The organism is Pseudomonas mendocina (genome assembly GCF_003008615.1).
GTDB lineage: Bacteria > Pseudomonadota > Gammaproteobacteria > Pseudomonadales > Pseudomonadaceae > Aquipseudomonas > Aquipseudomonas mendocina_C.
In genome coordinates this window covers 4,701,334-4,713,536 of sequence record NZ_CP027657.1, presented here as the reverse complement: position 1 = coordinate 4,713,536, position 12,203 = coordinate 4,701,334, and the positions used below count along the sequence as shown (strand labels likewise).

The window sequence follows — 12,203 nt, the reverse complement described above, 5'->3', positions numbered from 1 at the left end:
CTCAGAGCGAGGCCAAGCCGCGCGCCAGATCCGCCTTGAGGTCTTCGAGCTCTTCCAGGCCTACGGCAACGCGGATCAGGCTGTCGCTGATGCCAGCGTTGGCACGCTCCTGGGGCGTCAAACGGCCGTGCGAAGTGGTGGCCGGATGAGCGATGGTGGTCTTGGTGTCACCCAGGTTGGTGGTGATCGAAATGACGCGAGTGCCATCGATTACCTTCCAGGCAGCATCACGCCCGCCCTTGACCTCGAAACTGACCACCGCGCCGAAGGCGCTCTGCTGCTTCTTCGCCAACTCGTGCTGAGGGTGGCTGGGCAGGCCAGCGTAGTACACGCGTTCGACCTGAGGCTGCTGCTCCAGCCACAGCGCCAGCTGCAGGGCACTGTCGCTTTGCGCACGCATGCGAATACGCAGGGTTTCCAGCCCCTTGATGAACAGCCAGGCGTTGAATGGGCTGAGCGTCGGGCCAGCAGTACGCAAGAAGCCGACTACAAGCTCCATCTGCGCCTTGCGGCCAGCGACCACACCACCCAACCCACGACCCTGACCATCGATGTACTTGGTCGCCGAATGCATGACGATATCAGCACCAAGCTTGAGCGGCTGTTGCAGGGCTGGGGTGCAGAAGCAGTTGTCCACCGCCAGCAGCGCACCACGCGCATGAGCGATTTCGGCCAGTGCCGCGATATCCACCAACTCGGCCAAGGGGTTCGACGGAGACTCGACGAACAACAGCTTGGTGTTTGCCTTGAAGGCCGCCTGCCAGGCATCGAGATCAGCCAGCGGCACGTAATCGACAGAGATACCGAAACGCTTGAGGTACTTCTCGAACAGGCTGATGGTCGAACCGAACACGCTACGCGACACCAGCACATGATCACCGGCGCTGCACAGGCTCATGACGATGGCGAGAATGGCCGACATGCCGGAAGCAGTGGCCACCGCCTGCTCGGCCCCTTCCAGGGCGGCGATACGCTCCTCGAAGGTGCGCACGGTGGGGTTGGTGTAACGCGAATAGACGTTGCCCGGCACTTCACCAGCAAAACGAGCGGCCGCATCGGCTGCGGTACGGAACACATAGCTGGAGGTCAGGAACAGCGCCTCGCCATGCTCGCCCTCGGGCGAACGGTGTTGGCCAGCACGCACCGCCAGGGTATCGAAACCTACGCCATCCAGGTCGCTGTCGAGCCGACCGGCATCCCATTCCTGGGTCATATCGCTACCTCACGAAAAGTAGCCCGGATGCAATCCGGGAAATTCAATGTGATATTCCCCCGGATTGCATCCGGGCTACGGACTTTAGGGGGCGCCATGCGCGCCCTCGAAACGGACAGGGTCACCCCTGCCCGCCTGCGTCAATTGTTGTACAGGTCGATGATCGCGCTGACCGCTTGCGACTTGACCTTGCTCGCATCGTTGCGCGCTTGCTCGATACGGTTCAGGTAGGCCTCGTCGACATCACCGGTCACGTACTTGCCATCGAACACCGCACAGTCGAAGTTGTCGATCTTGATCTTCTTGCTGCCACTGACCGCCTCGATCAGATCCGGCAGATCCTGGTAGACCAGCCAGTCGGCGCCAATCAGTTCACAGACCTCTTCAGTGGTACGGCCGTGAGCGATCAGCTCATGAGCGCTGGGCATGTCGATACCGTAGACGTTCGGGTAGCGCACTGCTGGCGCCGCCGAGCAGAAGTAGACGTTCTTCGCGCCGGCTTCGCGCGCCATCTGGATGATCTGTTTGCAGGTGGTACCGCGAACGATGGAGTCATCCACCAGCATCACGTTCTTGCCACGGAACTCCAGTTCGATGGCATTGAGCTTCTGTCGCACGGATTTCTTGCGCGCCGCCTGGCCGGGCATGATGAAGGTACGGCCGATGTAGCGGTTCTTGACGAAGCCTTCGCGGAACTTCACACCCAGGTGGTTGGCCAGTTCCAGCGCCGCGGTGCGGCTGGTATCAGGGATCGGGATGACCACGTCGATGTCGTGCTGCGGACGCTCGCGCAGAATCTTGTCGGCCAGTTTCTCGCCCATGCGCAGGCGTGCCTTGTAGACCGAGATGCCGTCCATGATCGAGTCCGGACGCGCCAGATAGACGTGTTCGAAGATGCACGGAGCGTATTTCGGATTCGTCGCACACTGACGGGTGAACAGCTTGCCGTCTTCAGTGATGTACACCGCTTCGCCCGGCGCCAGATCGCGGATCAGGGTGAAGCCGAGCACGTCCAGCGACACGCTCTCGGAGGCGATCATGTACTCGACGCCCTCGTCGGTGTGGCGCTGACCGAATACGATCGGACGGATGCCGTTGGGGTCGCGGAAACCGACGATGCCATAGCCGGTGATCATCGCCACCACGGCGTAACCACCCAGGCAGCGCTCATGCACATGCGTGACGGCGGCGAACACGTCCTCCTCGGTGGGCTGCAGTTTGCCGCGCTGGGCCAGCTCATGAGCGAACACGTTGAGCAGCACTTCCGAGTCGGAATTGGTGTTCACGTGGCGCAGGTCGGACTCGTAGATTTCCTTGGCCAACTGCTCGACGTTGGTCAGGTTGCCGTTGTGCGCCAGGGTGATGCCGTACGGTGAGTTGACATAGAACGGCTGCGCTTCGGCCGAGCTGGAGCTGCCAGCAGTCGGGTAGCGCACGTGGCCAATGCCCATGTGACCGACCAGACGCTGCATGTGACGCTGCTGAAACACGTCACGCACCAGGCCATTGTCCTTGCGCAGGAACAGGCGGCCATCATGGCTGGTGACAATACCGGCAGCATCCTGGCCGCGGTGCTGGAGGACGGTCAGCCCGTCATACAGCGCCTGATTGACGTTCGATTTACCGACGATACCGACGATGCCACACATGTGCCACGACCCCTGCTAGATAGTTCAGGCTAATTCAGCGACCGATGCAGCGGTTACTCCGCACCGGTCACTCTTTTAAAGCAGATCAGCTGGGTGAGCCGACCTACCGGTAAACCACTGATCGGACCACCCCAGAATGAGGTTCTTCGACCAGTCGGCAACCATCAGAAAATGCGGCACCAGTTGCGACTGCTGCCACCACGTATCCTGCTCCACCGGCGCCAGGCTGATCAGCCCCACCAGCAGCACCACCAACAAACCACCACGTGCGGCGCCGAATACCATGCCGAGAAAACGGTCGGTACCGGACAGGCCAGTCACGCGAATCAGCTCACCGATGAGGAAATTGACCAGAGCGCCCACCAGCAAGGTGGCGATGAAGAGAATGGCACAGGCCGCGATCACCCGCGCAGAAGGCGTTTCGATAAATTCGACGAGGTGCTGAGCCAGAGCACCGCCGAACATCCAGGCGACCACACCTGCAATGATCCAGGTCAGCAGCGACAGGGCTTCCTTGACGAAACCGCGCTTAAGGCTGATCAAACTAGAAATGGCGATGATGGCGATGATCGCCCAATCGACCCAGGTGAATACCACGGTGCGGCCTACCAGCGGAAAAGGCGGAGCATTTTAGCAGAGCCCGGCGAATCGGGTAACCGGGCTTTGCATGCCAACGACGGGTTCAGCCCGCCTCAGGCTGGAAGCGCACCACGAAACCGCTGAGCTTGTGCTGGCGATTGAGCTGGTCACGCAGACGCTCGGCCTCGGCCCGCTCGATCAGTGGCCCAACAAACACTCGGTTCATGCCGTCGAACGTACGGATGTAGGCGTTGTAGCCCTGGCTGCGCAGGGTTTTCTGCAGGTTTTCTGCTCCGACGCGACTGGACAGGCTGGCCAACTGCACGGACCAACTGATTGGCAGGTTGTTGGCATCCAGGCGATTATCAGGCTTGGCTGGTGCGCTCGTAGCCACCTGTTCGGTCTTGGCTGGCTCGGGCTTGCTCGGCTCGGCAACAGGCGGCGAAGTCGGCTTGGGCTGCTCCGGCACTTCGACAATCTGCGGATTCACCTCTTCGACGGGAACCGGCTCCTGCGGTAATTCCTCAGGCTCAACGACCTCTGCAGGCTGCACGATGATCTCGGCAGTAGCCGGCGCTTGCGGCATCGCCGGCGCATCCACCACTACGCGACGCATCTCGTCTTCGCGCGACAGCAGCATGGGCAGGAAAATCACCGCCAGCGCCACCAGCACCAGAGCACCGACCATGCGCTGCTTGAGCCCCTTGTCCAACAATGCCATCCCCTACTCCACAGTATCAAAGCCCGAGGCTGCGATACTGCCATCGCAATGCCGTATGGCGCCAGACCCGACAGCCAAACTCAGCCCTGTCCGGCCAACCAATCCAGCGCTTCGGCCACACAGAAGAACGAACCGAACACCAGGATTTCGTCCCCGCTCGCAGCCTTGTCACACTGCCCTACCAGCGCGGCATGTACACTCGGATACTGCACGACGCGAGTGGCAAAACCCTGCAGGTGAACAGCGAGTTCTGCAGCCGGGCGTGAACGCGGCGTATTCAGCGGGGTAACACCCCACTGAGACACCTGGGCCAGCAGCGGCGCTACGACACCCGGTAAATCCTTGTCCGCAAGCAGACCGAACACCGCCAAGCGTTGCCCAGCAGGTGGCCGGGCCTCCAGGCGCTGGGCAAGGTAGTTCGCGGCGTGAGGGTTATGACCGACATCCAGCAGCAAGGTCAGGGATTTGCCCTGCCATGTCAGCACACGCCGATCCAGACGGCCCGCTACGCGCGTCGCCAACAACCCACGGGCGATGGCCTGCTCATCCCAGGGCAGATTCAGCAAGGCATAAGCCTGCAGTGCCAGTGCCGCATTTTCCATCGGCAAATCCAGCAGCGGCAGGCCCTGAAGCCTCAGCACCTGGCCGGCGGCATTCAGGCCGAACCAGCTCCACTCCGTCTCCGAGAGGGCCATATCGTAATCCCGCCCGCGCAGGAACAACGGCGAATCCAGCGCCACGACCTGCTCGAGCAAGGGCGACGGCGGATCGAGATCTCCACACAAGGCTGGTTTACCCGCCCGCATGATGCCGGCCTTCTCGAAGGCTACCGACTCCCGGGTATTGCCCAGCCAGTCGGCATGATCCAGGCCGATGCTGGTAATCAGCGCGAGATCGGCATCGATCAGATTCACCGCATCCAGGCGTCCGCCCAACCCGACTTCGAGCACCACAGCATCAAGACCGGCACGCTCGAACAACCAGAAGGCTGCCAAGGTACCCATCTCGAAGTAGGTCAGGGAAATCTCGCCTCGCGCCGCCTCGACCGCCGCGAAGGCCTGGCACAGCTCAGCGTCGCTCGCCTCGCGACCATCGAGCACGACACGCTCGTTGTAGCGCAGCAGATGCGGGGAGCTGTAGAGCCCGACACGCTGGCCCTGCTCATGCAGGAGGCTGGCGAGAAAGGCGCAGGTCGAGCCCTTGCCGTTGGTACCGGTCACGGTGACCGCCAACGGCGCGGGCTTGCCCAGGCCGAGGCGCTTCGCGACTTCGCGCGAGCGCTCCAGGCCCATGTCGATGGCCGAGGGATGCAGCTGTTCGAGGTAGGCGAGCCACTCGCCCAGACTGCGCTCGGTCATGCAGTGGCCGGCAGGGAAACCGGAGACGGACGATTCATCAGTTGCGCCAGCAGGCGCGCCAGACGCGGGCGCAGCTCGTTACGCGGGATGATCATGTCGATGGCGCCGTGTTCCAGCAGGAACTCGCTGCGCTGGAAGCCTTCCGGCAGTTTCTCGCGCACGGTCTGCTCGATCACGCGCGGGCCGGCGAAACCGATCAACGCCTTCGGCTCGGCCACGATCACATCACCGAGCATCGCCAGGCTGGCGGAAACGCCGCCGTAGACCGGGTCGGTCAGCACGGAAATGAATGGCAGGCCCTCTTCACGCAGGCGCGCCAGTGCGGCGGAAGTCTTGGCCATCTGCATCAGAGAGATCAGCGCTTCCTGCATGCGCGCACCGCCGGAGGCGGAGAAGCACACCAGCGGGCAACGTTTTTCCAGTGCGACATTGGCCGCCTGCACGAAACGCTCGCCGACAATGGCGCCCATGGAGCCGCCCATGAAGGAGAACTCGAACGCGCAAACAGCGATCGGCATGCCTTCGAGGGTGCCGCTCATGGCGATCAACGCGTCCTTCTCGCCGGTCTGCTTCTGCGCAGCGCTCAGGCGATCCTTGTACTTCTTGCTGTCGCGGAATTTCAGACGGTCGACTGGCTCCAGGTCAGCGCCCAGCTCCTCGCGGCCATCGACATCAAGGAACAGATCGATACGGGCACGGGCGCCGATACGCATGTGATGGTTGCACTTGGGGCAGACATCGAGCGTCTTTTCCAGCTCGGGACGATAAAGCACGGCCTCACAGGACGGGCACTTGTGCCACAGGCCTTCGGGTACCGAGCTTTTCTTCACCTCGGAACGCATGATCGAGGGAATGAGTTTGTCTACCAACCAGTTGCTCATGCTGTCATTTCTCCATAACCGTTGGTTCGGGTGAGCGACTCACGATGGACGCCCACCTCCAGCAATTCTTGTCCGCCGTATCGGCAGGTCAGTTCAGGACTACCTGCTGGCGGTGTGACAGGCTAATTGACGGCCCCGCTCGAGTCGCCGTCACATCGCAGATCATGCACGGCCTGAATGAACGCGCGAATCTTGCCTGCATCCTTTATGCCTTTACTGACCTCCACCCCACCGCTGACATCAACGGCATAGGGGCGCACCTGGCTAATCGCCACGGCGACATTGCCTGCATCGAGGCCGCCGGCCAGGATGATCGGCTTGCCAGCATTTTCCGGCACCAGCGACCAGTCGAATGAAGCGCCTGTGCCACCCGGAACACCCTCGACGAAGGTATCCAGCAAAATGCCTCGCGCACCGCTGTAGGGCGCCATGGCTGCCGATACGTCCTCACCGGGGCGAACCCGCAGCGCCTTGATGTAGGGGCGGCCATGGCCCTCACAATCGGCCGGCGACTCATCGCCGTGGAACTGCAACAGATCCAGCGGCAGACGTTGCAACAACTGCTGCAACTCATCGCGCGGCATGTCGACGAACAGCCCGACAGTAGTCACGAACGGCGGCAACGCCTGCAAGATTGCGGCGGCCTGCTCGATGCTGACTGCTCGTGGGCTTTTCGCATAGAACACCAGACCGATAGCGTCGGCCCCCGCCTCCACCGCAGCCAGGGCATCCTCAATGCGGGTGATCCCACAAATCTTGCTGCGTACGACCGTCACGTTCACACCTCTCGCCATGCGGGTTCGGATGGTAGCAAAGGGTTATGGCTGCCGCACGTCCGGAAGGCCGGAGAGAAAATGCGGCCCAAGATAGCGCGGCGGCAATTCGAACTCTTCCGGGTAGTCGACCTGTACCAGATACAGACCATAAGGATGCGCAGTCACCCCACCGCTGTGCCTGTCACCACGTTCGAGCACCTCGCGCGCCCACTCCGGCGGCCGCTCACCCGCACCGATGGTCATCAACACGCCGGCGATGTTACGCACCATGTGGTGGAGAAAAGCATTGGCGCGAATGTCCAGAACGATGAAGCGGCCATGCTCGATCAACTGCAGATGATGCACGGTCTTGACCGGCGATTTGGCCTGACAACGCGTCGCCCGGAAAGCACTGAAATCATGCGTACCGACCAGCGCCTGGGCGGCTTCGCGCATGCGCGCTACATCCAGTGGACGATGGTTCCAGGTCACTTCCTCAGCCATGTGCGCCGGGCGAATCGGGTCGTTGTAGATCACGTAGCGGTAACGCCGCGCCATGGCGGAGAAGCGCGCATGAAAATGCGCCGGCATCACCTTCGCCCAGGTCACACTGATGTCATTGGGCAGGTTCATGTTGGCGCCCATGATCCAGGCATGCAACGAGCGCTCGACAGTGGTATCGAAGTGCACCACCTGACCACTGGAATGTACGGAGGCATCGGTGCGCCCTGCGCAGAGAATGCTCACTGGCGCACCCCCGGCGACCTTGGACAAGGCCGCTTCCAGGTACCCCTGGATCGACGGAACATTCGCGCTCTGGCGCTGGAAACCACGATAGCGTGCGCCCTTGTATTCGAGGCCCAGGGCGATTCTGGAAAAGCCAGCGGCCGCCATTTCGGCGGCCGCTACAGGTACTGCGTCAGACATGTATCAATCAAACCATCTTGGTAATCATCTCGCGAGCTTCCTGCTGCTGGGCATCGCTGCCCTCGGCAATCACTTCATCAAGAATGTCGCGTGCACCTTCGGTGTCACCCATATCGATGTAGGCCCGCGCCAGATCCAGCTTGGTCGCAGTTTCATCGGTACCGGACAGGAAGTCGAAGTCGTCGTCACCATCCAGATCACTGGACAGGCTGTCGAACGACTGCGGCACCGCTTCCGGCTGCCCAAGGTCACCTGACAGCTGATCAAGCTCTGCCGTCACTTCATCCAGCTGTGCTGCGAAGCTATCGGCATTGGCAACAGGTTGAACTGGCGCCTCATCCTCCAGAGACAGGTCGAAGTCTGTTGGCAGATCAAGGTCGACAGCAGGGGTTTCGTCCGGTAGATCCAGTCCCAGATCACCCAGCTCGTCCACAGGCTGGACAGTTGCAGCGACATCATCATCGAGGCTCAGCAGGAAGTCATCAGCCTCGTCGCTCGCGGCCGGAGCAGGCTCGTCCAGATCGAGGCTGAATTCAGAAAGATCGCTCGCAGACTGGGACAGCTCGACCTTGTCGTCATCCAGCGACAGATCGAAGTCCAGATCATCGCTGGCAGCTGCCGGCGATGCAGTCGGCTCGTCGACTAGCCCGAAGTCCAGGTCATCGTCCAGCGACAGGGCCGCGGCGCCATCCTGAGCCGACGACGCGTCACGCCCAAGATCGGACTCAAGATCATCCAGGCTCAGATCGAAGGCATCGTCCATATTGTCGGCGGCAACCGGAGCATCTTTGCTCGGCTCGTCCAGCGTCAGGTCATCGAGGCTGAACTCACCGAGGTCATCATCAGCTGCGGCAACCGCAGCGACAGTGCCGGCGCCCACGAAAGCAGCCATAGCCGGGTACTTGGACTTCAGCTGCTCGGCTTCGGCATTGACGCCACCAATTTCACGCAGTTCGTTGTCCTGACGGGCAAAGCCCTCGCGATCACCCAGCTCGGCATAGACCTCCATCAGCTTCAGACGCAGGTCGCTGCGCTGCGGCTCGTCATTGATGGCGTTCTGCAGCAGCTCTGCCGCCTGGTTGAAGCGACCATAGGCAATGTAGATATCCGCCTCACCCAAGGCATCGCCGGTTTGCGCCGTGACGCGCTCTTCGCCAGCGAGCGGGCTTGCCTGCGGAGCATCATCGACCAGGTCGGCAAAGCTGTCTTCCGGCATATCGAGGTCAGAAGCGAAAGCGTCTTTCTCGGCCAGATCGTCGGCCAGCTCTTCATGCAGCTCGGCCTCTTTCATGGCATTGCGACGCGAAAGCGCCATCAACGCAACCAGCAACAGCAGCAACGCGCCACCACCAGCCAGACCCAGGGTCATGGGGTTGGCCATCAGGTCATCGACGAAGCTCTGCGGTGCTGGAGCGGGTGCCGGCGCTACCGGAGTGGCGGGCTTGGCAGGTTCCTCGGCAGGTGCCGCCGGAGCGACCGGCGCAACGGCATCAGCCGGCTCACTGGCCGGCTGTTCGGTGGCAGCGCTGTCTTCGACTGGCGCTGCTGGCTCCTCGGAGTAGTTATAGTCTGGCGCCGCCTCCTCGGGCGGCGAAGCAGGCGGAGTCGCAGCCTCCACAACGGGCGGCGCAGCTTCGGACGCCGCAGCGGCGGGTTCTTCAGCGGCAACTGGCGCTGCCGGAGCGGCGGGAGCGCCAGCCATTTCGGCCTGCATCTTGGCCAGCTGACTGTCCTTCAGCTCGATCAGACGCTGCAGCTTGTCCAGCTGGCTCTGTAGATCGCCAACACGGCTCTGCAGTTCGGCATTCTCACGACGGGTCGAATCGAGGCTTTCCTGGGTAACCGCCAGCTTGTCGGTCAGTGCCTTGCTATCGGCAGAACCCGCTTCACTGCCACGGGTAGAACGACCGGAGTCGCCAGCCACCAGCTTCAGGCTATCGCCACTTTCAGCGGTTGCCGGTGCCGAGCCGGCTGTGGTGCGACGGGTGGCGTCGAGCTGACGCGAAGCCACTGCACGGCCTTCACGCCAGGCCGCAGTCTGTTCCGCGACCTGAGCGATGGCCTCGGCATTGCTGCGACGGCGAATCTGCTGCTCATCGGGCAGACGCAGTACCTGGCCACTCTTCATGCGGTTGATGTTGCCGCCAATGAACGCATCAGGGTTCAGATCCTGAATGGCCAGCATGGTCTGATTGACCGAACCACCACCGACACGCTGGGCGATTTCCCATAACGTATCATTGGCAGTGGTTCTGTATTCGTTGCCGGAAATGGCGCGCGAAGAAGGTGCTGCCGGTGCGGGTGCGAGCGGACGCGGAGCCGGTGCAGGCGCTGCATTGCTGGGTGCGGGAGCGACAGACGGGCGAGGAGTTGGCGCCGGAGCCGCGATCGGCAGTTGCGGGGCAGCAGCGACCGTGGTTTGCGGGGAATACAGCGGCGGGTCGAGCAACAGGGTGTATTCACGCAGCAACCGACCATTCGGCCAGAGCACTTCCACCAGGAAGTTCAGATAAGGTTCGCGTACTGCCTTGCTGGAAGTGACGCGAATCACACTCTTGCCGTTGGGTTTGAGTACCGGCGTAAACTTAAGGTCGGTCAGGAAATACTGACGATCAACGCCAGCCTTAATGAATTCTTCAGGGGTCGCGAGGCTGGGAATCACTTCATTGGAGGCCAGGTCACGCACCTCCAGCAGTTCAATTTCCGCTACCAACGGCTGATTCAGCGAGGATTGCAGGGTGACTTCACCCAACCCCAACGCATGCGCCATACCGGAAGACAGCGCCGAAGCAGCCGCAATTGCCAGCACCAGTTTGCGAACCCGAACCATAGCGTTATCCCTTGTTTTATCTTTTTTCTCGGCGCGCGAGAAGGTCTTGAGAATTGCTGCCTGCCTCCGTTCCAAGAACGGTTCCCCATTCAGCAATCAACTCAGCCAGTATTGCCAAGCTAGAAAGATTCTTCAAATTTCTTGGTAAGTATCTTTTACAGATAGTGTTTTATCAATAACTCCGCTATTTGCACAGCATTCAGGGCGGCGCCTTTTCTTACGTTATCAGACGCAATCCACAAATTGAGTTGCCGCGGATCACTTACTCCGGCACGAACGCGACCGACATATACCTGATCCTGACCCACCGCATCCCCCACGGCAGTCGGATAATCGCCCGCCTCTACCAGTTCTATACCTGTCGCGGCCTCCAGCGCCTGCTGCGCTGCCGTCACGTCAACTGGCGAATCGCATTGCACGCTGAGCGCCAGACTGTCACCGAAAAATACCGGCACCAGAGCGCAAGTTGCTGACACTGGCAAGTCTGGCAATGCAAGCAGTTGCGGCAATTCAGCAGCCAGGCGTTTCTCGAGTTCAGCGTGTCCTTGTTCGTCAACACCACCAACCTGCGCCAGCAGATTGAAGGCGACCTGGCGATCGACACCCTTGGGCTCCAAGGGGCGGCCATTCAGCAACTCGGCGGTTTGTCGCGCCAACTCCTGCACACCGCTACGACCAAGGGTGGACATCGACAACATGGCCGTGAGCTGCAATTGACGTGGTTGCACGACCGGACGAAGCGCAGCTAGCACCAGAGCACATGCCACTGCAGAGGGCGTCGGCGCACTGACCTGAAAAGGCGCTTTCAGCACCGGCAAGCCTTCGTATCCCAGTTCGGGCAACACACAAGGCGCCTGCGCCAGTGGTAAGGCTGCACTCATATCGATCAAGGAACAGCCAGCTGCCAGGACGCGCTCACGGCATGCCTTCGTCACTTCGCTGCCAGCAGCGAAAAAAGCCAGCTGCACCTGAGAGAAATCGAAAGTATCGAGCGAGCGAACCCGCACCTGACGCCCACGAAATGACAAGCTCTGCCCCACCGACTCACTACTGGCCAGCAGGTGCAGATCCTTGAGGGGAAAATCGCGCTCTTCTAGCAACTCGACCAGCGCCTCACCGACGCTACCGGTGGCGCCAATCAGGGCAATATTGATGGACTGGCTCATGGAGTGGACCTGTGACGCAGAGGGAGCGGCACTGTACCCGCGCCCTTGCGCCCAAGCAATCAGGTTCGCCTCCCAGAAAAGACAAAGCCCTTCTGCTGTTGCAGAAGGGCTTTGTCTTGACGCT

The 12,203-nt window shown here is 61.3% G+C and carries 10 protein-coding genes; all 10 read right to left on the bottom strand.

Translation table 11 applies throughout. From position 1 onward, the window contains the following. Position 1 precedes the first annotated feature (1 nt). The 10 genes from C7A17_RS21790 to C7A17_RS21745 all read right to left on the bottom strand — a co-directional run bounded on the left by C7A17_RS21790 (position 2) and on the right by C7A17_RS21745 (position 12,079). A complete protein-coding gene (locus tag C7A17_RS21790; protein ID WP_106740419.1) occupies positions 2-1,213 on the bottom strand; it encodes an O-succinylhomoserine sulfhydrylase in 1,212 nt (403 codons plus the stop codon). A 140-nt stretch (positions 1,214-1,353) separates the two neighbouring features. Continuing rightward, complete coding sequence (gene purF, locus C7A17_RS21785) at positions 1,354-2,862, bottom strand: amidophosphoribosyltransferase (protein ID WP_106740416.1); 1,509 nt, start codon at positions 2,860-2,862, stop codon at positions 1,354-1,356. Between the two features lie 75 nt (positions 2,863-2,937). Beyond that, the gene (locus C7A17_RS21780; protein WP_106740414.1) at positions 2,938-3,459 is read right to left on the bottom strand and encodes a CvpA family protein; all 522 of its coding nucleotides are present in this window, start codon (positions 3,457-3,459) and stop codon (positions 2,938-2,940) included. Between the two features lie 85 nt (positions 3,460-3,544). After that, positions 3,545-4,162 (bottom strand): SPOR domain-containing protein, encoded by a 618-nt coding sequence (locus C7A17_RS21775; RefSeq protein WP_106740411.1) that lies wholly within the window; start codon positions 4,160-4,162, stop codon positions 3,545-3,547. 80 nt (positions 4,163-4,242) lie between these two features. Further along, the gene (folC, locus tag C7A17_RS21770) at positions 4,243-5,520 is read right to left on the bottom strand and encodes a bifunctional tetrahydrofolate synthase/dihydrofolate synthase (protein WP_106740408.1); all 1,278 of its coding nucleotides are present in this window, start codon (positions 5,518-5,520) and stop codon (positions 4,243-4,245) included. After that, positions 5,517-6,401, bottom strand: a complete 885-nt coding sequence (gene accD, locus C7A17_RS21765; RefSeq protein ID WP_106740405.1) for an acetyl-CoA carboxylase, carboxyltransferase subunit beta — start codon at positions 6,399-6,401, stop codon at positions 5,517-5,519. Before accD ends, folC begins: the two co-directional genes overlap by 4 nt. Before the next feature lie 122 nt (positions 6,402-6,523). Continuing rightward, entirely contained in the window at positions 6,524-7,177 is a 654-nt protein-coding gene (locus tag C7A17_RS21760; protein WP_234035830.1) for a phosphoribosylanthranilate isomerase, read from the bottom strand. 42 nt (positions 7,178-7,219) lie between these two features. Next, positions 7,220-8,083 carry a tRNA pseudouridine(38-40) synthase TruA gene (gene truA, locus C7A17_RS21755; protein ID WP_106740401.1) on the bottom strand — a complete coding sequence of 288 codons (864 nt, stop codon included), beginning with the start codon at positions 8,081-8,083 and terminating at the stop codon, positions 7,220-7,222. Positions 8,084-8,090: 7 nt separating this feature from the next. Next, positions 8,091-10,913, bottom strand: coding sequence for a motility hub landmark protein FimV (locus C7A17_RS21750; RefSeq protein WP_106740398.1), 2,823 nt, complete (start codon positions 10,911-10,913; stop codon positions 8,091-8,093). A 155-nt stretch (positions 10,914-11,068) separates the two neighbouring features. Continuing rightward, positions 11,069-12,079 (bottom strand): aspartate-semialdehyde dehydrogenase, encoded by a 1,011-nt coding sequence (locus C7A17_RS21745; protein ID WP_106740395.1) that lies wholly within the window; start codon positions 12,077-12,079, stop codon positions 11,069-11,071. Positions 12,080-12,203: the final 124 nt, after the last annotated feature.

What these genes read in the sequence shown, in the direction of transcription:
- C7A17_RS21790 (WP_106740419.1), bottom strand. Translation starts at nt 1,213, where the DNA reads ATGACCCAGGAATGGGATGCCGGTCGGCTCGACAGCGACCTGGATGGC.
- purF (WP_106740416.1), bottom strand. Translation starts at nt 2,862, where the DNA reads ATGTGTGGCATCGTCGGTATCGTCGGTAAATCGAACGTCAATCAGGCG.
- C7A17_RS21775 (WP_106740411.1), bottom strand. Translation starts at nt 4,162, where the DNA reads ATGGCATTGTTGGACAAGGGGCTCAAGCAGCGCATGGTCGGTGCTCTG.
- folC (WP_106740408.1), bottom strand. Translation starts at nt 5,520, where the DNA reads ATGACCGAGCGCAGTCTGGGCGAGTGGCTCGCCTACCTCGAACAGCTG.
- accD (WP_106740405.1), bottom strand. Translation starts at nt 6,401, where the DNA reads ATGAGCAACTGGTTGGTAGACAAACTCATTCCCTCGATCATGCGTTCC.
- truA (WP_106740401.1), bottom strand. Translation starts at nt 8,083, where the DNA reads ATGTCTGACGCAGTACCTGTAGCGGCCGCCGAAATGGCGGCCGCTGGC.
- C7A17_RS21750 (WP_106740398.1), bottom strand. Translation starts at nt 10,913, where the DNA reads ATGGTTCGGGTTCGCAAACTGGTGCTGGCAATTGCGGCTGCTTCGGCG.
- C7A17_RS21745 (WP_106740395.1), bottom strand. Translation starts at nt 12,079, where the DNA reads ATGAGCCAGTCCATCAATATTGCCCTGATTGGCGCCACCGGTAGCGTC.